Origin of the sequence: Janthinobacterium sp. GW456P, from assembly GCF_002127655.1 — a bacterium.
GTDB lineage: Bacteria > Pseudomonadota > Gammaproteobacteria > Burkholderiales > Burkholderiaceae_D > Janthinobacterium.
Genome location: NZ_NEHB01000004.1, coordinates 1 through 21,876, shown reverse-complemented (window position 1 = coordinate 21,876; position 21,876 = coordinate 1). Strand labels below are relative to the sequence as shown.

At 59.4% G+C, this 21,876-nt stretch carries 17 protein-coding genes and 1 tRNA gene; 10 read left to right on the top strand and 8 right to left on the bottom strand.

The features are described 5' to 3' along the window. Positions 1–81: 81 nt before the first annotated feature. The 4 genes from CBW66_RS05620 to CBW66_RS05605 all read left to right on the top strand — a co-directional run bounded on the left by CBW66_RS05620 (position 82) and on the right by CBW66_RS05605 (position 2,632). Positions 82–564, top strand: coding sequence for an Lrp/AsnC family transcriptional regulator (locus CBW66_RS05620; protein ID WP_034752896.1), 483 nt, complete (start codon positions 82–84; stop codon positions 562–564). A 78-nt stretch (positions 565–642) separates the two neighbouring features. Beyond that, positions 643–1,599: a prolyl aminopeptidase gene (pip, locus tag CBW66_RS05615; RefSeq protein ID WP_086137251.1), complete on the top strand. Its 957-nt coding sequence runs from the start codon at positions 643–645 to the stop codon at positions 1,597–1,599. 94 nt (positions 1,600–1,693) lie between these two features. Beyond that, positions 1,694–2,134, top strand: a complete 441-nt coding sequence (locus CBW66_RS05610) for a DUF2721 domain-containing protein (RefSeq protein WP_070219003.1) — start codon at positions 1,694–1,696, stop codon at positions 2,132–2,134. Between the two features lie 42 nt (positions 2,135–2,176). Then, positions 2,177–2,632: a hypothetical protein gene (locus CBW66_RS05605; RefSeq protein WP_086137250.1), complete on the top strand. Its 456-nt coding sequence runs from the start codon at positions 2,177–2,179 to the stop codon at positions 2,630–2,632. Between the two features lie 2 nt (positions 2,633–2,634). Here CBW66_RS05605 and CBW66_RS05600 read toward each other — a convergent pair whose 3' ends face one another. Further along, on the bottom strand, positions 2,635–3,216 hold the full coding sequence (locus CBW66_RS05600) for an SRPBCC family protein (protein WP_230492175.1): 582 nt from the start codon (positions 3,214–3,216) through the stop codon (positions 2,635–2,637). Between the two features lie 159 nt (positions 3,217–3,375). Between CBW66_RS05600 and CBW66_RS05595 the strand changes: the two genes are divergently transcribed. After that, complete coding sequence (locus tag CBW66_RS05595; RefSeq protein WP_086137248.1) at positions 3,376–5,421, top strand: NADPH-dependent 2,4-dienoyl-CoA reductase; 2,046 nt, start codon at positions 3,376–3,378, stop codon at positions 5,419–5,421. Positions 5,422–5,478: 57 nt separating this feature from the next. On the opposite strand, the gene ybaL is transcribed toward CBW66_RS05595, so the two are convergent. From ybaL to CBW66_RS05580, 3 genes are all read right to left on the bottom strand, one after another. Further along, a complete protein-coding gene (gene ybaL / locus CBW66_RS05590) occupies positions 5,479–7,191 on the bottom strand; it encodes a YbaL family putative K(+) efflux transporter (protein WP_086137247.1) in 1,713 nt (570 codons plus the stop codon). Positions 7,192–7,400: 209 nt separating this feature from the next. Continuing rightward, positions 7,401–8,522, bottom strand: coding sequence for a beta-ketoacyl-ACP synthase III (locus tag CBW66_RS05585; RefSeq protein ID WP_086137246.1), 1,122 nt, complete (start codon positions 8,520–8,522; stop codon positions 7,401–7,403). 175 nt (positions 8,523–8,697) lie between these two features. Then, positions 8,698–10,140 carry a S41 family peptidase gene (locus tag CBW66_RS05580; protein ID WP_086137245.1) on the bottom strand — a complete coding sequence of 481 codons (1,443 nt, stop codon included), beginning with the start codon at positions 10,138–10,140 and terminating at the stop codon, positions 8,698–8,700. Positions 10,141–10,490: 350 nt separating this feature from the next. On the opposite strand from CBW66_RS05580, the gene CBW66_RS05575 reads away from it, so the two are divergent. From CBW66_RS05575 to CBW66_RS05565, 3 genes are all read left to right on the top strand, one after another. Then, positions 10,491–10,730 carry a hypothetical protein gene (locus tag CBW66_RS05575; RefSeq protein ID WP_205701113.1) on the top strand — a complete coding sequence of 80 codons (240 nt, stop codon included), beginning with the start codon at positions 10,491–10,493 and terminating at the stop codon, positions 10,728–10,730. Positions 10,731–10,948: 218 nt separating this feature from the next. After that, entirely contained in the window at positions 10,949–13,012 is a 2,064-nt protein-coding gene (locus CBW66_RS05570; RefSeq protein ID WP_086137243.1) for a M13 family metallopeptidase, read from the top strand. A 182-nt stretch (positions 13,013–13,194) separates the two neighbouring features. After that, on the top strand, positions 13,195–15,270 hold the full coding sequence (locus tag CBW66_RS05565; RefSeq protein ID WP_086137242.1) for a M13 family metallopeptidase: 2,076 nt from the start codon (positions 13,195–13,197) through the stop codon (positions 15,268–15,270). Positions 15,271–15,404: 134 nt separating this feature from the next. Here CBW66_RS05565 and CBW66_RS05560 read toward each other — a convergent pair whose 3' ends face one another. Next, positions 15,405–15,968, bottom strand: coding sequence for a cytochrome c5 family protein (locus CBW66_RS05560; RefSeq protein WP_086137241.1), 564 nt, complete (start codon positions 15,966–15,968; stop codon positions 15,405–15,407). A gap of 199 nt (positions 15,969–16,167) precedes the next feature. Between CBW66_RS05560 and CBW66_RS05555 the strand changes: the two genes are divergently transcribed. Continuing rightward, positions 16,168–16,243: transfer RNA gene (locus CBW66_RS05555), tRNA-Arg, on the top strand. 260 nt (positions 16,244–16,503) lie between these two features. Here the strand turns inward: CBW66_RS05555 and CBW66_RS05550 are convergent. Together CBW66_RS05550 and CBW66_RS05545 are read right to left on the bottom strand one after the other, a co-directional pair. Continuing rightward, positions 16,504–17,367 carry an HNH endonuclease gene (locus CBW66_RS05550; protein ID WP_086137240.1) on the bottom strand — a complete coding sequence of 288 codons (864 nt, stop codon included), beginning with the start codon at positions 17,365–17,367 and terminating at the stop codon, positions 16,504–16,506. Between the two features lie 97 nt (positions 17,368–17,464). After that, positions 17,465–19,156 (bottom strand): hypothetical protein, encoded by a 1,692-nt coding sequence (locus CBW66_RS05545; protein WP_139841581.1) that lies wholly within the window; start codon positions 19,154–19,156, stop codon positions 17,465–17,467. An 857-nt stretch (positions 19,157–20,013) separates the two neighbouring features. Between CBW66_RS05545 and CBW66_RS05535 the strand changes: the two genes are divergently transcribed. Further along, on the top strand, positions 20,014–20,286 hold the full coding sequence (locus CBW66_RS05535) for a hypothetical protein (protein WP_205701112.1): 273 nt from the start codon (positions 20,014–20,016) through the stop codon (positions 20,284–20,286). Between the two features lie 261 nt (positions 20,287–20,547). Here CBW66_RS05535 and CBW66_RS05530 read toward each other — a convergent pair. Next, a protein-coding gene (locus CBW66_RS05530) for an IS3 family transposase (RefSeq protein WP_240513038.1) occupies positions 20,548–21,806 on the bottom strand; the annotation gives its coding sequence in 2 pieces (ribosomal slippage) (positions 20,548–21,467 and positions 21,467–21,806; 1,260 coding nt in all). Positions 21,807–21,876: the final 70 nt, after the last annotated feature.

The window sequence follows — 21,876 nt, the reverse complement described above, 5'->3', positions numbered from 1 at the left end:
CGCGATGAAATGTGCTTGCTTTTCCTGCCCTGCATGCCCTAGTATTCGGGTAGATTCCACTCGTATCAAAACAAAAATTAGATGAAGATTTCAGAAGTTAGCCTCGACGCCACCGATTTGCAGATACTCAGGCTGTTGCAGGACGAAGGCAGGCTGTCGAATGCGCGCCTGGCCGAGCGCTTGAAACTGAGCGAAACCCCCGTCTGGCGCCGCTTGCGCCGCCTGGAAGAGGAAGGGTTTATTACCGGCTACCAGGCTTTGCTCAACCGCAAGAAGCTGGGCATCGGCCTGGTGGCGTTCGTGCGCGTCGTGTTTGCCAACCATGGCGGCGAGCAGCCGTCGCAGTTCGAGCAAGCGATCGCGACGATTCCCGAAATTCTGTCGTGCCACAATGTGGCGGGCGAAGCCGATTATTTCCTGCAAGTGGTGGCGCGCGACCTGGAAGCGTATGGCGAATTCGTTTCGACCGTGCTGCGCCGCCTGCCTGGCGTGGCGGAAATCCAGTCCAGCCTGTCGATGCGCGAAATCAAGTCGTCGAACCGCCTGCCCTTGCTGCTGGCCTGAGCCGGCGGCGGCGCACTATAATTGGAACAGTTGCCAGGAATCGTGCCTGGTGCCCTGACCGCCATTCCAAGGACCGCCATGCCCGATTCTTTGTCCCCCCTGTTTCCCGCCCTGACGCCGAATCGGCACGGCATGCTGGGGGTCGATGACCTCCACACCATTTATTGGGAAGAGTGCGGTAACCCCGACGGCATTCCCGTGCTGTTCCTGCATGGCGGCCCGGGCGCGGGCCTGTCGCCGCAGCACCGCCGCTTTTTTGACCCGCAGCGCTACCGCGTGATCCTGTTCGACCAGCGCGGCGCCGGCAAGTCCACGCCGCTGGGCGAATGGCGCAACAACACGACGCAGCTGCTGATCGAGGACATCGAACGCTTGCGCGCCCAGTTCGGCATCGCCCAATGGCTGGTGTTTGGCGGCTCCTGGGGTTCGACCCTGGCGCTGGCGTATGGCCAGGCGCATCCGGCAGCCTGCCTCGGTTTCGTGCTGCGCGGCATTTTCCTGTGCACGCAGGCGGAAATCGACTGGTTCATCGACGGCGTGCGCTGGTTCTATCCGGAACTGTACGAGGAATTCGCCGCCCCCATTCCGCTCGAGGAGCGGGGCGACTTGCTGGCGGCTTACGTGAAACGCATCCTCAGCAGCGACCCGGACGTGTACTGGCCCGCCGCGCGCGCCTGGAGCCGCTTCGAAGGCCGCCGCGTGTACCTGATGCCGCAGCCGGAAGACGCGCCGAACGATGCGCTGGATCTGGGCGTGGGCCGGCTCGAATCGCATTACATGGCCAATCTCGGTTTCTTCGAGGAAGACCAGCTGATCCGCAACATGGGCCGCATCGCGCATTTGCCGGCCGTCATCGTGCAGGGCCGCTACGACGCCATCTGCCCCCCGCTGTCGGCCTACCGTTTGCAGCAAGCCTGGCCTGGTTCCCAGCTGGAAATGATCCCGGACGCGGGTCATGGCGCGCTCGAGCACGGCATCGCTTCGGCGCTGGTGCGCGCCACCGAGCGCTTCGTGCCGGGGCGCGGCTTCGCATGACCCTGCGCGGCCAGCCGGCGTGCGCCACCTGCTACACTATGGCCTGTGCTGGTGCCAGGGTCGGGCGCCGGTGTGAACCCACGACTTTTTATCCATGAACATACAGATCGGCGACATCGGCCATATTATCCAGCTGGCGATTGCGCCGGTTTTCCTGTTGACCGGTATCGGCACCATGCTGGTGGTACTGACCAACCGCCTGGGCCGCATCATCGACCGTACGCGCGTGCTGGAAGACCGGCTCGACATCGGCTACAACGATTTCTATATGGATGAGCTAGATACCCTGTATCGGCGTACCCATCTGATCAATTACTCGATTTCGCTGAGCACGGCGTGCGGTTTCTTCGTCTGCGTCATCATCGCCATGCTGTTTTTGGGCGATATTCTGAACCTGACCCTGGACAAATACATCGCGGCCTTCTTTGTGCTGGCGGTGATTTGCCTGATCGGCTGTTTTATTTATTTATTGCGCGAAATTTACCTGGCCGCCAGGGCCCAGCGCATCCGGCGTCATATCCGCCCGCCCCGCTAGGCGGCGCGCCGGTCTACCCTACTATTGAAGAACGAGTCCAGCATGCACGATTACAAACGTCCCCCCACCCTGCACCGCTACGGCCAGCGCAGCGAACTCGAGCTGGCGCTGAGCCTGGGCCAGTTCCGCCTGGTACCGGCGGGCAATTGTTTGACCCTGAGTTTTTCGCAAGTGTGGGACAAGCAACTGTTCGACCTGTTCGCCCCGGCCGACGCTTGTTTGATCATCCACAATACGGAAGAATTCGGCGAACGCCTGCACCGCGCCGTGCAGCGCACCTTGCCCAGCTGGGCCGGCATCGATGGCCTGGTCGAATACGGCCAGCGCGCGGCTCTGGGCGCCGCCTTCACCAAGACGCGCACCGAGGCGCCCGAGCAGGAATGGCTGTTCGCCTGGCGCTCGATGCAGCCGCAAGCGAGCCTGAACCCCGTCACCGTGAAACTGGGCAGCCTGGAAAACTTCGCGGAAATCCGCGACCGCGACACCTATCTGGCGTAATCTTAGCCGGATTTATCGGCGTACTGGCTGTCGATGCGGGTGAGTACGGCCGCCATCATGCGCTCGATATCGCCGCGTATCATGGTCGTGCCCAGCATGCCGGGCACATAGAAGCCCGGCATCAGCCGGCTGGAAAAGACGATGCGCGTGCCCCCTGTCTCGGGCACGGGATACAGGTTCCAGCGCGATTCGTAATGCCGCATGTCGCCCGAGATCAGGGCGATGTCGATGGCCGTCAACGGCGTTTCCGTGGCCCGCACCACCAGATGGATGGGGTGGTTCATGAACAAAAAGCGTGCCATGCCCTGCTGCTCGATGATGACTTCATTGCCGTTGCGCGACAGCACGCGGCAGGAACTGAGGTCGGGCACGAATTCACTCATGCGCTCGTAGGTGGTCAGGGTTTTCCATACGGACGCCGGCGGCGCCTGCACGCTGCCGCTGGCATCGACTTCATACATGCGCTGCCCGTCGACCTCGATGCGCTTGACCTCGACCTTCAGCTTGTCCAGGCGTATCGCCTGTGCCAGCGCGGTAGCGGGGAGGGCGCACAGCATCAGCAGGCAGAGGAAGAGTCGCTTCATGCCACCTAGCCTACGGGAAAGTATCGCCGGGCACAAGCTATACGCACCGCCGGCGGGCGCGCCGGGCGATTTAGAACTCCCGGTCTAGAGAAAGTCGCTGCGGCGATCGGCAATGCTTGCTACCGTACGGCCTGCAACCACCTTACCGGACCGATCACCATGACTACCTACCCCCATCTGCTGGCCCCGCTCGACCTGGGTTTTACCACCTTGCGGAACCGCGTCATCATGGGGTCCATGCACACGGGCCTGGAAGACCGTTTTTATCATTATGGCAAGCTGGCCGCGTTTTACCGCGAACGGGCACGCGGCGGCGTGGGCCTGATCGTCACGGGCGGCATTTCGCCGAACCGGCAAGGCTGGCTGCTGCCGTTCGGCGGTACCTTGAACTTCCTTGGCGACGTGCCCAACCACCGCAAGGTGACGCGCGCCGTGCACGAGGAGGGCGGCAAGATCGTCATGCAGATCCTGCACGCGGGCCGCTACGGCTACCAGCCTTTCGTCGTCTCGGCATCGGCCAAAAAATCACCTATCTCGCCGTTCCGCCCCCGCCCCTTGAGCGAGCGGGGCATCGAGCGCACCATCTGCGACTACGTGCGTTGCGCGCGCCTGGCGCAAAAGGCCGGCTATGACGGCATCGAGGTGATGGGCAGCGAAGGATATTTGTTGAACCAATTCCTGTGCGCGCGCACGAATCTGCGCCAGGACCGCTGGGGCGGCAGCATCGAGAACCGCATGCGCCTGCCCGTGGACATCGTGCGCCGCATCCGCGCCGCCGTCGGCCCCAACTTCATCATCATGTACCGCCACTCGCTGCTCGACCTGGTCGAGGGCGGCAATACCTGGGACGACGTGGTGACGGTGGCCAGGGCGCTGGAACAGGCGGGCGTGACCATTTTGAATACCGGCTTCGGCTGGCATGAGGCGAGGGTGCCCACCATCGTCACCTCGGTGCCGCGCGCCGCCTTTGCCAGCGTGGCGGGCCGGCTGCGCCGCGAAGTGACGATTCCCGTGGTGGCCTCGAACCGCATCAACATGCCGCACGAGGCGAATGCCATCCTCGAGCGGGGCGACTGCGACCTGGTGTCGATGGCGCGTCCGTTCCTGGCCGACCCTGACTTTGTCGCCAAGGCGGCAGCGGGCCGCGCGGACGAGATCAATACCTGCATCGGCTGCAACCAGGCCTGCCTGGACCACACCTTTGCCAACCAGCGCGCCAGTTGCCTGGTCAACCCGCGCGCCTGCCATGAAACGGAACTCGTGTACGCGAAAAAGGCCGTGCCGCGCCGCGTGGCCGTCGTCGGCGCCGGACCGGCCGGCTTGTCGGCCGCCACCGTGGCCGCCGAATGCGGGCACGAGGTGACCTTGTTCGACAGCAGCGACAGCATCGGCGGCCAGTTCAAGGTGGCCATGCAAATTCCCGGCAAGGAAGAATTCACGGAAACCATCCGCTATTTTGCCCGCCGCATCGCCTTGTCGACTATCAAGCTGCGCCTGGGCCAGCGCGTCACGCGCGAGCAATTGCTGGCCGGCGGCTATGATGACGTGATCGTCGCCACCGGCATCAAGGTGCGCCTGCCGGCCATTCCCGGCATCGATCATCCGACCGTGCTGTCCTACCTGGACGTGCTGCAAGCGAAGAAGCCCGTGGGCGCGCGCGTCGCCATCATCGGCGCGGGCGGCATCGGTTTCGACGTGGGAGAGTATTTGCTGCACGACCCGGCGCACCCGCTGCCCCAGCCAGTCGCTACCTGGGCGGGCGAGTGGGGCGTGGACTTGAATGCGGCGACGGGCGGCGGCCTGGTGCCGCCCGTGGCGCCGCATCCCGTGCGGCAGATTTTCCTGTTGCAGCGCAAGACGTCGAAAGTGGGCGCGGGCCTGGGCAAGACCTCGGGCTGGGTGCACCGCGCGGCACTGGCGCGCAACGGCGTGGCCATGCTGGCCGGCGTCACCTACGACAAGATCGACGGGCAAGGTTTGCACATCACCGTGGGCGGCGAACGGCGCCTGCTGGCGGTGGATAACGTGGTCATCTGCGCGGGCCAGGACAGTTTGACGGAACTCATGCCGCCAGCTGACAAGGATGGCAAGCTGCCGGTCGCAGGCGGTCCCCGTTTCCACAAGATCGGCGGCGCCGCGCTGGCGGCGGAACTCGACGCCAAGCGGGCGATACGGGAAGGGGCGGAGCTGGCCGCCAGTCTGTAAAAAGAAAGCCTGCCGGCTGGGTAGCGGGTAGGCTTGTTGGATGGAAAGGGGGCCGGCTTAATGCCCGCCATGCCCCTTCTTCGCCGTCTCAAAACTCTGCAGCACGTGCTCGGCCATGCCATTGGCCAGTTCGTGTTCGCCAATAAACACCTTGCCCGCGTTTTCCGCGCGCAGCAATTCCGCCTCTTCCTCGCTATGCGTGCGCACCACCGTCAGGATGTGCGGGTTCAGCGCGCGCGCCGTCTCGATCATGGCGCGCACGTGGAAGGTGTCCGGCGTGGCGATGACGAGCATGGTGGCGTGCGTGATGTGCGCCTGGATCAGCACGGCCGGTTCGCCCGCATTGCCGGCCACGGCCGGGATGCCCTGCTTGCGCAACTGGTCGACGATGTCGCGGTTTTCCTCGGCCACGACAAAGTGGATGCCCCGCTCCATCAGGGCGGCGGCGATGCGCCGGCCCACGCGGCCGTAGCCGACCAGCACGATCTGGCCCGACAGCTTTTCCTGCGGCACCGTCATCGGCAGCTCGGCCAGCGGGTCCGCGGTGCGTTCGAACTTGCGCGCGAAATCGCTGTTGCCGATCACGCGCAGCAGCGGCTTGGCCATGCTGAAGACGAGCGGGTTGAGGGCGATGGACAGGATGGCGCCGGCCAGGATCAGGCTTTGCCCTTCCTGCGGCATCAGGCCCAGGGACAGGCCCAGCGCGGCCAGGATGAACGAGAATTCGCCGATCTGCGCCAGGCTGGCCGAGACGATGATGGCCGTTTTCGGCGGATAGCGCAGGGCCATCACCAGCAGGAAGGCGGCGATCGACTTGCCGAAGATGATGATGGCGCACACGGCCAGCACTTGCAGCGGTTTGTCGATGAGGATGGTCGGCTCGAACAGCATGCCGACGGACACGAAGAACAGCACGGCGAACGCGTCGCGCAAAGGCAGCGATTCTTCCGCGGCGCGGTGACTGAGTTCCGATTCGCGCAGCACCATGCCGGCGAAGAAGGCGCCCAGCGCGAACGACACGCCGAACAGCTTGGTCGAGGCGTAGGCGATGCCGACGGCGGCGGCGATCACGCACAGGGTAAACAGTTCGCGCGAGCCGGTGCGCGCCACCTGCCACAGAATCCACGGGAACAGCTTGCGGCCGACGACCAGCATGAAGATGATGAAGCCGGCCACTTGGCCCAGGGTCACGGCCAGGGTTTGCCACAGGCTGACGGCTTCGGCATCGGGCGCGACCTTGCCGCCCAGCACACTGGCGAACGCCGGCAGCAGCACGAGGACCAATACGGTGACGAGGTCTTCCACCACCAGCCAGCCGACGGCGATGCGGCCGTTGAGCGAGTCGAGGATGCCCCGTTCTTCCAGCGCGCGCAGCAGCACCACGGTACTGGCCACGGACAGGGCCAGTCCGAAGATCAGCCCGCCGCCGAGGGTCCAGCCCCACCAGTGGGCCAGGCCCATGCCCATTGCCGTGGCGACGCCGATCTGCAGGATGGCGCCAGGCAGCGCGATCTTGCGCACGTCCCACAAATCTTCGATGGAAAAGTGCAGGCCGACACCGAACATCATCAGCATCACCCCGATTTCCGCCAATTGTCCCGCTATTTCCGCATCCGCCACAAAACCGGGCGTGGCCGGTCCGATGATAATGCCGGCGGCCAGATAGCCGACCAGTGCCGGCAGTTTCAGGCGCGCGGCGATGAAGCCGAAGATGAGGCCGAACCCGAGGGCGGCGGCGATGGTGGTGATCAGGCTGATGTCATGGGGCATGCGTGTGGGGTTCCTTATGGGGACGTGCGGGTAGAAAAAGATGTTGCTCAGCGACCAAGTATAAACGCATCAAAGCCCTTGCCGGAATGTTCCTGCGGCTTTATTGCAAAAAACCTGTGCTATATCTTCGTCCAGGTGGCCACGAACGCATGCCTATCCGTCACGAACATCGCCTAATTCAGGAATCAAACGATGTTACACCCATGCGCTCAGAGCTTGCGCACGACCACGCAGCCGATGGAATAGCCGGCGCCGAACGAGCAGATGACGCCGGTGCTGCCCGCCGCCATGTCATCCTGATATGTATGGAAGGCGATGATGGAACCGGCCGACGAGGTATTCGCGTAGGTGTCGAGGATCACGGGCGCCTCATTGGCCTGCGCGTCGCGGCCCAGGATCAGGCGCGCGATCAGCAGGTTCATGTTCAGGTTGGCCTGGTGCAGCCAGTAGCGGGAGACTTGCGCCACTTCCACGCCGGCCTTGGCCAGGGTCGCCTTGATCATCTCGGCCGCCATCGGGCACACTTCCTTGAAGACCTTGCGGCCTTGCTGGCGGAATAATTTGTCGGCCTGGCCCACGCCGGACTCGTCAAAACGGTTGAGAAAGCCGAAATTGTTGCGGATGGCGTTAGAGAAGCGCGTTTTCAGTTCCGTGCCGATGATCTCGAACTGGTGCTGCGAGACGGCCGTGTCTTTCGCTTCGACGATGATGGCGGTGCAGGCGTCGCCGAAAATGAAATGGCTGTCGCGGTCGCGCCAGTTCAGGTGGCCGCTGGTGATTTCGGGATTGAGGACCAGCACGGCGCGCGCCTGGCCGCTTTGCACGGCGGCCACGGCTTGCTGGATGCCGAAGGTGGCGGACGAGCACGCCACGTTCATATCAAAACCATAACCGTCGATGCCCAGCGCATCCTGCACTTCCACGGCCATGGCCGGGTAGGCGCGCTGCATGTTGCTGCACGCCACCAGTACCATGTCGATGTCGGCCGGCGTGCGGCCGGCGCGCGCCAGCGCATCGCGCGCGGCGGCAACGGCCATTTCCGCCTGCAAGGACAATTCCTCATCGCCCCGTTCCGCGATGCGCGAGACCATGCGCGCCGGATCGAGGATGCCTTCCTTTTCCATCACGTAGCGCGACTTGATGCCGGACGCCTTTTCAATAAAAGCCACGCTCGAAAGCTCCAGCGCCGTCACCTCGCCCGTGGCGATCGCGCCGGCGTTGTCGGCATTGAACTTTTCCGCGTAGGCATTGAAGCAGTTGACCAGCTCCTCGTTGGAGATCGAAAAGGGCGGCGTATACAGTCCGGTACCGCTGATGACGACTTGTTTCATGGTTAAACTTTCAAATTTGGCAATCGGCGCGGCGCCGATAAGTGAAGCAAATTTTACACAAACGGACTCGACTGTAGAGAGTTTCGTGTTGCGGGGCAGGGGGATGGGTGGCGGAAGATTGATTTTTGTCGCGTGGACGGCTGATCGGGGGGCATGGCGCCCCCCGCGTTACTGCTTATTTCTGCTGTTCTTTCTTGACGTCGGCCTGCACCACCACCGGTTCGGCCTTGGCCAGCTGGACCGGCAAGCCCTTCAGGTGGTTCAGCGCCTGGTGCAATTGAAAATCGTCCTTGCTGCCAAATTCCAGCGGCTTGCGGGTCTTTTCCAGGGCAATGATGCGCAATTGCTCTTCCATCTCGTCGTTGACGGGGGCGGTTTTGGCACTTTCTTGGTCGCGGTCGTTGCTCAGGTGCTTGGTCAGGTCCGCTTCGCGGATGCGCAAGCCGTTGAGGCCGTCGCCGTCCGCATTTTCATCGACCAGCAAGTCGGGCACGATGCCCTTGGCCTGGATCGAGCGGCCGTTCGGCGTGTAGTAGCGGGCCGTCGTCAGCTTGACGGCCGTGTCGGCCGTCAGCTGGCGGATGGTTTGCACGGAACCCTTGCCGAAGGTTTGCGTGCCGATGATGGTGGCGCGCTTGTAATCCTGCAGGGCGCCGGCGACGATTTCCGAGGCTGAGGCCGAACCCGTGTTGACGAGCACCACCAGCGGTACTTTCTTGATGGCGGCCGGCAATTTCGCCAGGGCGTCGCCTTCCGAGCGGAACGCATAGTATTCGGCGCGGCCGTAAAACACCTGTTTCGAGTCCGGCAACTGGCCGTTGGTCGAGACGATGGCCGCGTCCTTCGGCAGGAAGGCGGCCGAGACGCCGATGGCGCCCTGCAGCACGCCGCCCGGATCGTTGCGCAGGTCCAGCACCATGCCCTTGATGTGCGGGTCTTGCTGGTACAGTGCCGTGATCTGCGCGGCCATGTCGTCGACGGTCGGTTCCTGGAATTGCGACACGCGCAGCCAGGCGTAGCCGGGCTCGACCATCTTCGCCTTCACGCTTTTCTGGTGGATTTCCTCGCGCGTGATGGTAAAGGCCAGCGGCTGCGCTTCGTCCTTGCGCGCAATGGTCAGCGACACCTTGGTGCCCGGTTCGCCGCGCATGCGCTTGACGTTATCGTCCAGGCTGACGCCCTTCACGGGCTGGCCATCGAGGCGGGTGATCAAATCGCCGGCCTTGATGCCGGCGCGGTAGGCGGGCGAATCCTCGATGGGCGAGACGATCCTGATGTAGCCATCTTCGCTCAGGCCGATTTCAATGCCAAGGCCGACGAACTTGCCTTCGGAGCCTTCGCGCAGCTCGGCGTAGGCTTTCTTGTCCAGGTAGGCGGAATGGGGGTCGAGCGAGGCGACCATGCCGGCAATGGCGTCTTCCAGCAGTTTCTTGTCTTCCACCGGCTCGACGTAATCGGACTTGATCAGGCCAAACACATCGGCCAGCTGGCGCAACTCTTCCAGCGGCAGGGGCGGCTCGACGTTTTTTTGCGCCATGGCGGAAAATTGCAGCGACACGGCGACGCCGGCCACCACGCCGAGGCCGATCAAGCCGGTATTTTTGAGTTTGCCCATCATTGCACCTTTGCAGCTAGCGTGTCTTGCACAAGCGCCAGTCCCCGTGGAGCGGCGCTTTGTTGAAAGTATAGACCTGAATCTCTGCCGGCGTGGGCCGGCCGTGGAAAAAGCGTGCCATGAGCCAGTCTACGCGCGAAAACGGCGCCGCCAGCTTGCCATATGTTGCGCTTTTGTATGCGATGTATAGGGAGTCTTGAGGGGAGTAAGCATTTGTAAGAGTCGAAAAAAAGCGTGTGCGGCGGCCCTATAGTGGACTCGCATTCTCGACCCGAAGTGGTTTTGCCTGCGTCCGCGGACGCAGGCTTTTTTTTATCCGCGGGCGCAGTCTCATTTAGACTGGCGCTTCTTCCTTGGCAGCAGATAAAAAAATGTTAACTGATGTACAGGCACGTGCCGCGCTCACAGCGCTGATTGAAAAGTACCTGCGAGGGCGGGATCCTGATGCCGGCCTGCTGATCGACCTCGTTCAAGATCCGTCACGGCCAGTGCCGATTCGAGGCGTGCTCGAAGATATCGGGCGGTGCAAGCACACGCAGTTCACGCCACAGGAGCTGGCGCTGATCGACGACCTGCTGTATCTGTACGGATAGATGCGCCATGCGTTTTCCCAATCCACGCCATGCTTGCCGGACTGGACAATGAACGCCCTTGCGCCTGGCCGAACTGAGCGGCGATTCCCGGGCAGTCCGGGGGCAAGGATGGTCAAATGGCATCGTCGCGTGCTACATTCCTGCAGCGCCCGGCGCGGCGGGCTATCCGCCCGCAACTATCTGCCCGGTCTTTTTGACATGCCCCATAAGGACAATCCGTGAACCGATATCTCTTGAGCAGCCTGACCCTGACCCTGTTGGCTGCATTTGCCCACGCCGCCGAACCCGCCGCCGCCGTGGCCGCCCCGACCGTGGCGCCTGCCGCCGCCGGCGTCGTTTCCGGCATCGATGTGCAGTACATCGACCCCGCCGTGCGCGTGCAGGACGATTTCTTTACCCATTTGAACGGCAAATGGCTGGCCACGGCCGAGATTCCTGCCGACAAATCGAGCTGGGGTTCGTTCGCCAAGCTGCGCGACGACACGACGCCGCAATTGCGCGGCATCATCGAAGCCACGCAACAGGACAAGCACAAGAAGGCCGGTTCCGAAGCGCAGAGAATCAGCGACCTGTACGCCAGCTACATGGATGAAGCCAAGCTCGAAGCGCTGGGCACGAAGCCGCTGGCAGGCGAACTGAACCGCATCCGCTCGCTGCGCGACAAGAAGGGCGTGCCCGCCCTGATCGCCCACCTGAGTCAGACGGGCGTGTCGACCCCGTACGCCGTCTACGTGGGCCAGGATGCGCGTGCCTCGACCAAATATGCGGCGTATGTGAGCCAAAGCGGCCTGGGCATGCCCGACCGCGACTACTACCTGGAAGCCAAGCAGGCTGGCGTGAAGGAAAAATACCAGGCGCACGTGGAAAAGATGCTGGCCATGGCGGGCGACAAGAACGCCGCCGCGCGCGCCAAGGCCGTGGTTGCCCTGGAAACTTCGCTGGCCGAAGTGCAATGGACCAAGGTCGAGAACCGCGACCCCGTCAAACGCTACAACAAGACCGACATCAATAAACTGAACGACCTGACCCCGGGCTACGACCTGAAGTCGGGCCTGGCCGCGCTGGGCATCGCCAACAAGGTCGATTACGTCATCGTCAACCAGCCGAGCTACCTGGCCGGCTACAACAAGGTGCTGGCCGCCGCCGACCTGGACACCTTGAAAGCGTATTTCGAATGGCAGTTGCTGCGCAGCTACGCCAGCTACCTGTCGAAAAACTTCGTCGACGAGAGCTTTGCTTTCTACGGCACGGTATTGAGCGGCGTGACGGAAAACCAGCCGCGCTGGAAGCGTGGCGTGGGCGCCGTCGAAGGCGTGCTGGGCGAAGCCGTCGGTAAGCTGTATGTCGCACAATATTTCCCGGCGGAGCGCAAGGCGCACATGCAGGAACTGGTGAAAAACGTGCTGGCCGCCTACAAGGACAGCATCGATACCTTGGACTGGATGAGCCCGGAAACCAAGAAGGAAGCGCAAGCCAAGCTGGCCAAGTTCACGCCGAAAATCGCGTATCCGAACAAATGGCGCGATTACACGAAGCTGCAAATCGTGCAGGGCGACCTGGTGGGCAACATGATGCGCGCCGCCAATTTCGGTTCCGCGCGCCAGGTGGCCAAGCTCGGTAAACCGATCGACCGCGAAGAGTGGGGCATGACGCCGCAAACGGTGAACGCTTATTACAGCTCGACGATGAATGAAATCGTCTTCCCGGCCTCCATCCTGCAGCCGCCGTTTTTTGATGCCAACGCGGACGATGCCGTCAACTATGGCGCCATCGGCGCCGTCATCGGCCATGAAATCAGCCATGGCTTCGATGACAAGGGCAGCCAGTCCGATGGCGACGGCAACCTGCGCGACTGGTGGACCCCGGCCGACCGCAAGAACTTCGCTGCCAAGGCCGATGCGCTGACCAAGCAGTACGACGGCTACAGCCCATTGCCGGGCTACCACGTCAACGGCGCGCTGACCCTGGGCGAAAACATCGCCGACAACTCGGGCGTGGCGATCGCGTACAAGGCGTATAAAATCTCGCTGGGCGGCAAGCCGGCGCCCGTGCTCGATGGCTTGACGGGCGACCAGCGCTTCTACATGGGCTTTGGCCAGGTGTGGCGCAGCAAGATGCGCGAAGCGCAGCAGATCGTGCAGATCAAGACCGACCCGCATTCGCCGGGCCAGTACCGCGCGAATGGCACCATGGTCAACCAGCCGGGCTTCTACGAAGCGTTTGGCGTGAAACCGGGCGACAAGATGTATGTCGCCCCGGAAAACCGCGTGATCATCTGGTAAGCGCGGTCTTGATGAAAACGTAATCCTGTAACAACAGAAAAGACCACTTCGCGTGGTCTTTTTTGCATTCCGGCCAAAGTTCTTTCTGTCATTTCGGCCGGTATGCTACAGTCAAAAACCGGGCCAGAAGCCCTGGGCCTTCTGACCCTTATATTCCACACAATACAATATAGAGGACAACCGTGAATCGTTATTTGTTAAGTGCATTGACCCTGAGTTTGCTGGCCGGCGTGTCCGGCATGGCTGGCGCCGCTGATTCTGCCAAGAAAGCCGCCGCCGCTCCCGCCACGGCCGTCGCGGCCGCCGCCCTGACGTCCGGCATCGCCGTCGAATACGTCGACCCTGCCGTGCGCGCGCAGGACGATTTGTTCCAGCACCTGAATGGCAAATGGCTGGCGGAAACCGTGATTCCTGCCGACAAGTCGAGCTGGGGCAGTTTTGCCAAGCTGGCCGACGATACGCAAACGCAGCTGCGCGGCATCGTCGAAGGCGCTGCCGCCGACAAGGCCCGTGCGGCCGGTTCGAATGCGCAGAAAATCGGCGATTTCTATAACAGCTTCATGGACGAAGCCAAGCTGGAAAGCCTGGGCCTGACGCCCCTGAACGCGGAACTGGCGAAGATCGCCGCGCTGCAGGACAAGGCGGAGTTGCCTGCCGTGATCGCCCATTTCAGCAAGCTGGGCGTGACTTCGCCTTACGATTTCGGCATCCACCAGGACGCCAAGGATTCCACCAAATACGTGGCCGACATCGTGCAAAGCGGCCTGGGTCTGCCTGACCGCGATTACTACCTGGAAGAAGGCAAGGCTGACACCCGCGCCAAATACCTGGCCCACGTGGAAAAAATGCTGAGCCTGGCCGGTGATGCGAACGCGGCCGCGAATGCCAAGGCCATCCTGGCGCTGGAAACGGAACTGGCCAAGGCGCAATGGAGCAACGTGCAGAACCGCGATCCCGTCAAGACCTACAACAAGGTGGAACTGGCAAAACTGGCCGCCGTGGCGCCAGGTTACGACTGGGCCCGTTACCTGAAGGATACGGGCATCGCCGGCAAGGTCAATTACGTGATCGTCAGCCAGCCCAGCTACCTGAAGGGATTTGCCGAGATCGCCAACAAGACGCCGCTGGAAACGTGGAAAGCCTATTTCCAATGGCACTTGTTGCACGCCAACGCCGGCTACCTGCCGAAAGCGTATGTCGATGAAAACTTCGCGTTCTATGGCACCACCCTGACGGGCGTGACGGAAATGCGTCCACGCTGGAAACGCGGCGTGGGCGCCGTCGAAGGCGCGCTGGGCGAAGCCGTGGGCCAGCTGTACGTCGAGCAATATTTCCCGGCCGAGCGCAAGGTGCGCATGGAAGCGCTGGTGAAAAACCTGATGACGGCGTACAAGCAAAGTATCGACAAGCTCGACTGGATGAGTCCCGTCACCAAGAAACAGGCACAAATCAAGCTGGCCAAGTTCACCACCAAGATCGGCTATCCGAACAAATGGCGCGATTACTCGGGCCTGACGGTGGCACCCGATGATTTGATCGGCAACATCCAGCGTTCGCACCTGCTCAATTACAACCGCGAATTGAACAAGCTGGGCCAGCCCATCGACCGCGATGAGTGGGGCATGACGCCACAGACCGTGAACGCCTATTACAACCCGGAACTGAATGAAATCGTCTTCCCGGCCGCCATCCTGCAAGCGCCGTTCTTCGATGCCAAGGCGGACGACGCCGTGAACTACGGCGCCATCGGCGGCGTGATAGGGCATGAAATCAGCCACGGCTTCGACGACCAGGGCGCCCAGTACGACGGCGACGGCAACTTGCGCGACTGGTGGACCAAGGCTGACCATAAGAACTTCGCCAAGAAAACCAAGCAGCTGGTGGCGCAGTACAACAGCTTCAGCCCCGTCAAAGGCCACTTCGTCAACGGCGAACTGACCCTGGGCGAGAACATCGCCGACAATTCCGGTGTGGCGATTGCGTACAAAGCGTACAAATTGTCGCTGAACGGCAAGCAAGCCCCCGTCATCGACGGTTTCACGGGCGAGCAGCGCTTCTATGCGGGCTTTGCCCAGGTATGGCGCATGAAGATGCGCGAAGCGCAGCAACTGGTCTTGCTGAAAACGGACCCGCACTCGCCAGGCCAGTTCCGCGCCAACGGCACCATGCGCAACCAGCCAGGCTTCTATCAAGCCTTCGACGTGAAACCGGGCGACAAGATGTATCTGCCGCCAAAAGACCGCGTCATCATGTGGTAAGACGGTTGTCCCAGGCATAAGTTGCCAGCCGCCCCGCGCATGCCGGGCGGCTTTTTTACGCCGTGTGATCTGGCACAAATCGCGGGTAAAAAAAAACCGCCCATCCGGGCGGTTTCTTGATGCAGCGCAAATGCTTACTTGGCAGGCTCTGCAGCAGGTGCGGCGGCGCCGTCAGCGGCTGCGGTCGGTGCCGGCACTTCGGGTTCCTTGAACTTGCCGCCCGACGCATTGGCCATATAGACCACCGCGCGCGCCACTTCCACATCGTCGAGGTCGGGATTGCCGCCCTTGGCCGGCATCGCGCGCAAGCCTTCGATGGCGTGTTTCAGGACCGTATCGTAGCCCTGGGCCAAGCGTGCCGACCAGCTGCCCGCGTCGCCAAACTTCGGCGCACCGGCCACACCGGCGCCATGGCACGCCACGCAGGTGGCCGTGTAGACGGCTTCGCCGCCTTGCAGCACTTTCGGGCCGCTGGCATCCTTGAAGGTAAAGCCTTCATTGGCCACCGGGCTCAAGCGGGCATCGATGGCTTCGGACGACTGGCTGTCCGTGCCGGCGCCCGTCAGTTTTTGCGCCGTGACGAACTGCACCAGCAGGATGATGCCGATGACGGTGACGAGGAAGAAGCCCGCTACGGCGGCAAGCAATTGCTTAGGCGTTTTGATCGCTGATTGTTGTTCGTTATGTGCGTCGCTCATGATGTCCTTAGTCCAGATTTGAAACTGATGGCCGTGTAAGGTAGCATTTTTACATGCTTGTATGTAAACCTTTATGAAACCCACAATTATAGGCACAAAAATTGAGCAGTGACATGCAATTGCCAGCGATACGACAGTTTCCGTAGACGTAGGTAAAGAAAAACGGTATCCTTCGCATCACTTCAGAAATTCCCCCTACGCGGCTGTAGCTCAGTGGATAGAGTATTGGCCTCCGAAGCCAAGGGTCGTGGGTTCGATCCCCGCCAGCCGCACCAATGAAATCAAAGACTTAAGTTAAAATTACAATAGAAAGTTTTGCTTTTTTATTGAAGAATTTCGTCTGTGTACCCTCTGTGTACCCCGGTTTAGGCAACGGTGATCAACATCGATCGCCGGTTCTTGGCATCTACCCGGCCAGCGAACCAAGAACTGAATACTTTTCAACCTCGCTTTGTCCAAGGTACAGTCTCGAAGTTGGCTTCGAGGCACCTGGCTAGGTGTCCACCTTAGATGGTGAAGACTGACCGTTCAACCTTCATAGAGGGGGCTGAGGGAAACCGTCATTGATGACCTTCTCCAGAAATCGCTTATGGTGTCCCTGCATGTAAGCGCTGAAGTGGCTTTCGGCTGAGCCTAGCCTTTTCGCGTTGATTGTTTTCGCGTTATTTATCCCAAGTTCCTCAGCTACTGCTCGCACTCTTGGGCTCAGCACAACTACATAATCGTCTTCCCTCGGCTTGAAACTCAACAAGTGCTTGTCAAAGAGTTTGTCAACGTGCGTTGCCAGTATCAGTCCATTTGCAGGGTCTCGGCGCTCGTCATCGTTGGACTCGCACCAAGGTTTGATGTGTGACGCGATCAGCAATTCAGGTATGTCAATGCCGGTTAGGCAGCACACTTCTCCAATTTTCCACGCCGAAATCACGGTCGACCGGAATTTGCCTTGCCCTATACGTGCAGCTACCAAGATCTCTTTTTCAGTTGGTGTTAGCCCTGAAGAGTCGATGTTGATTAGATCGCTAAGCAGGCTAGGCTCTTGGGTCACCCCCACTCTTTCGGCCTCCCCGTCGTAGTAAGCGTCCGCTGGCCAGTTCTTCCATGTCGCGGTCGCACTCGGAGTGTCTTCCGAAAGATCAAGCACAACCGTGGATTGCCCCCAAGCCACGTTGACCCCAGCAAGGTCGACATTTGCGGATTCGTCATAGCGAAGTATGAAGGTATAAATTGAGCCCTTCTGGGCTACACGCAATACCTCGACTTGGTAGCAAAGCGGCGAATTTTTGCCCGGCCAAACTTCTGACGTATTGATTACCGATCCTTGTTCAGGAAGCGCCAATGTGTCCAGAGTGATTGTTTCGGTCGACTTCAGCCACTTAATTTGCAGGTTGTATAACGCCATTTTTGCTCCTCCGATGAAGGTAGTGCAGAGGATACACCGCTGGAAGACAATGAAGGGAGCGCTCGGCAAGTGTTCGGTTCGAATTGTTGAGAATGGATCAAGGCCTGCAAAGAATGCGAGGTCGAACGCTTAGCTCTTTAGACGCAGCGACGAAGTATGAGAGCAGCCAAAGCAGCTGCCGAATGTGTGGTCGCACTTTAATGCCGGCGCGTAGCTTCAGCAGTTCAGCTTTAACGTCTGATTCGGAAAGGAAGGAACAACTTAACACCATTTCCCGACGCAGGCCATTATCGTTCAGCGTATCCATTACTCTGGTTTTGATTGCAGGTATGGCTTGGCCTGCAGGTGCTTTGCGAATTCGAGGAATTAACGTGCCTATATAGATCTTATTGAACCCATCCACTTTTTTACCCAAGACTAAAGGGGTGCAAAGAAGATTTCCCATGTTTTTCAATGCTTGCCCAACTACCTCATGCAGTGCGGAAGCACTGGTCGATGGAGAACCATGCTTCGAGTGAACAAATGACAGTGTTTTTGTCGCGACGTCGAGACAGATGTGATCTGCCCACTCATCGCCCAAATCATCACAGAAGATGTAGTCAGCTGCGTTGTAGTGATTTTCAACAATCGCGAAGACGGACGTAGGCGGAAAAGAGGTCAGCGTACTAGCCCCTAAATTAGGAGTCTTCTTGTTTAAGTCTATTTTCTCACGATCCGCAGTTGACATGACTGCGTGCCCTTCAATACTGGCGATTACTGCGTCGATTTCACTCAGTAAACCTTGGTCCCGGAAAAGTGATGACCCCATGTAGACATAGTCCGGCAGGTCGAAATACACGGAAAACATGTCTTTATTATTGATGTAGCTTGACAAAGAGATATCTTTGATTCCGTTGTATAAAGTAAAGTGTTTCAACGAACTTAAGTCAATTTTTAACGCGTTCTTTGTCACCGAGATCGACCCGATGGGGAAAGAGTTATTTTTTATAAGTGCGTTTGTTTTCAATGCGGCGATGACGTCTTCGAACATCTGGTCAGATGCTGCCGCTCGTTTGATGTCCCTGCTTCCTTTTTTCTTAAATTTCCTTCTCAACTGGAGCCCTTCATCCTTCACGCGAGTGAAAAAGCTAAGGGTGTCGAACACAACTAATTTTGGTGTCAATGATGGAATAGTCACGGCGAAATCGACGGGTTCGGCAAAGCGCGAGACAAAAATAGATTGCTTGTTTGCCAGCAAAAGCTGACATATCCGTTCATACCAGATCCCAACTTTATCAATGTTGACGGCTTGTCCATATGAGGTGATTCGCGATGCCCCAGCAGTTACAGATATCGTTTCCCCTAAATCGCTTGCCTTGAGACTGCGCGGTATGGTCTTCCCGCTCCCGTAGTGTGGCATTTCGTCTTGGAGAGAATTTCCTTCGTAGCCGCGACCCGTTAGTCCACTCTGAGCCGGATTTATGATCTTTGCGGCAATTTTTAGGATTTTTGCGCTATCTGAAAGTACGCTCGTGATTTGCCCATGAGAGACCCATTCGTAGTATTCCAACAGAGGCTCGATGTCAGTCATGCTGACGTGCCGCAGTTGAAGTGCTGCAAAATTTTCCGTCTCTAGAAGTAAGACATAAGCGATTACACGCTCTTGCAAAGTGCCGTTGGCGAATGGCGGGGCTAGGACGCTTTCGCCAATAATCATTGAGACGCTCCCGAACTTCGGCGGGGCCACTTGAAGCTGTAACTTGAAGCGAACGATCGGTGGGGCTGGATTTTCTAATTCGCTCAGTTTCAAAATTTTCTTGAACACTGACCTTAGGACCCTTGATTTCAAACGGGGGGGTTTTCTACGCAGAAAAACAAAACTTCGGGTGAAGCTGAAATCTGCCAAATTAAGTCGTTGCATTCCGCCCCCTATCTATTTAATTATTTCTGACAATTATCTTATAAAACGCGCAACTTCGCAGCGTCAACTTTATTTTTTATGAAAGTTTGATACACATGGTGTTGGGTAAAAGATAACGTGATCCTTACGTATCGCAGAAAATTTCAGACCTATATTCCTAGAGTGTAATTAAATATTGATCACTGTTTTTGAGAGTATTTTGGCTTTCAACCGGTGAACTTTACACAGAGGAAGCGCATGAAAAATAATCAATCCGTTCAAATACTTAACGATCATGAAGTATCGTTGAATTGTCCAAATTGCCGGTCGCCGCGCGTTTTGGCGCTGGGTTATGCCAGGAAAGTCGGAGGCACTGTAGGTACCGTTGCTGGCGCCGCCAGCGGCGTGGCGGGAGCCATAGGAGGAGCAGAGGCTGGGGCTGCACTGGGGCTAATTGCTGGCCCGCTCGGGGCCATATTCGGGGGCATATGTGGTGCGGTTCTAGGTGGCATGGTTGGTGGTGTTGCCGGGGGCGCGGTAGGTGCTCAACTAGGGGACGTTGTCGACGCTAATGTACTCCAGAATTATCGTTGCTTAGCTTGCGGGTATCCATTTAGCGAGCAGAGCCGATAGCACTGTTTTTCGCGGTGGCTTCATCGTTACCGCGAAGACGATTTTTGCGTCGTATATCGACATAGTGAGCTATCCACCGCCGGGTTCACTGCAGTCATGACAGCCATAACTAATCTTCTTTCAAGGAACAAAAAATGGCACATATTTTAGAGCAAATGGCCTACGTCGGCGCAACGCCGTGGCATGGTTTGGGTAATCAACTTAGTGTAAATGAGCCCATTGAGTTTTGGGCAAAGCAGGCTGGTATGAACTGGCAAATCAGAGAGGCTCCCGTTCGATTTCTGGTCGGAAATGTAGGCGGTATCCATTCCATCGAATCTTTCCCTGAGAACAAGGTCTTGTTTCGATCCGATACGAACTCCCCGCTGATCTTGCCCCCGTATAACCAGACACAGCCAATCGTCTAGTTAGCGCCGCTTTCCTGAGCCCGGCGCGCCAGCTCTCTCCTGAACATGCGAGGCGATTTCCATTTCAGCGACGAATGCGGATGGACCTCGTTGAAGTGCATAAAGGCGGTTCAGGGCTCGACATAAGTTAGGCGAGTGTCGGCTTTGGGGCGCAAGCGGACGCTGCACTTGTCCACTAGCCGTCCTTCGTCGAATTGTAAATTAGTAAGGAATAATCACAGGATTGATCTTGCCCCCGTATAACCAGACACAGCCAATCGTCTAGTTAGCGCCGCTTTCCTGAGCCCGGCGCGCCAGCTCTCTCCTGAACATGCGAGGCGATTTCCATTTCAGCGACGAATGCGGATGGACCTCGTTGAAGTGCATAAAGGCGTCTGGCAGTTGAGCCAGAACGATTTCTGCGCTGCTGCGGTCCATCAAGTTCACGTAGTCCCGTTTAAACGTGTTCACGAAGCTCTCGGCCATGCCGTTCGACTGCGGGCTGCATACCGGTGTATGCACCGGTTCAATCCCAAGTGCGCGCACCAGCGCGTGCGTTTCATGCGCTCGATAGGCGCCGCCGTTGTCGCTCAAGAATTCCAGCCTGGTCGAGCCGACGCTGGCCTGGCCGAATCTTGTCTCGACCGCTTCCACCAGCATGTCGCGCACGGGCTCGCCAGGCAGGCCACGTTCGGCCCACGCACGCCAGGCAATGATTTCTCGGTCACAGCAATCCTTCATGAACACACCGGTCACCACTTCGCCGTTGTCGCAGGCGATCTCGAAGCCGTCCGAGCACCAGCGCTGATTGGGTTCGTCCACCGCCACCACGCCATTGTGCACGCGGCTGCTCACTGGGCGTTTCGGCGCCTTGGGTAGCAGCAGACTGTTCGCTTTCATCACGCGATAAAACCGCTTGTGATTGATTGCTGGCAGGCCCATCAAGGCTCGCGTGCGGTTGACCAGAGCGCCAGCCCGGCGGTAGCCATAGGTCGGCAGCGCTGTAATCTCGGCGCGCACGGCGTCGACCAGGATGGCGTCGGCAGGTTGGTGGAACGTCTGAGTGGTGCGCCCGTCGATCCAGTCCGCGGGACGAACCAGCAGCTGGGCTACGTGTGAGCGCGCTACGCCAAGGGCAGAGCAGACCGGCTTCACTGGTCGTCCTTGCCCGACAAGGGCGAGCGCGCAATCCACTTTTTTTCGCGAGCGAACTCGACGGCCTCCTTCAAGATTTCCGCCTCCATCGTTTTCTTGCCGAGCATGCGTTGCAACTGGGCTATCTGCGCGCGTGCAGCGGCCAGTTCGCTCGCCGGTMCCACCGATTCGCCAGCAGTGACCGCCGTTAGCGCGCCTTCCCGTTCGAGCTTGCGCCAGTTGAACAACTGGCTTGCACCGACGCCGTGCTTGCGAGCGACCAGCGACACGTTCATGCCTGGCTCGTAAGTCTCGCGCACCAGCGCCGCTTTTTCCTCGGCAGACCAGCGCCTGCGGCGCTCCTGGCTCACCGTCACTACCTCGATTGTTTGCTTGTTCCTAGTCATATGCACAGTCCTATTCCTATCCGTAAGAATAACGCATAGGCTGTGTCTGGTGAATCAAGGGGCTATTTCA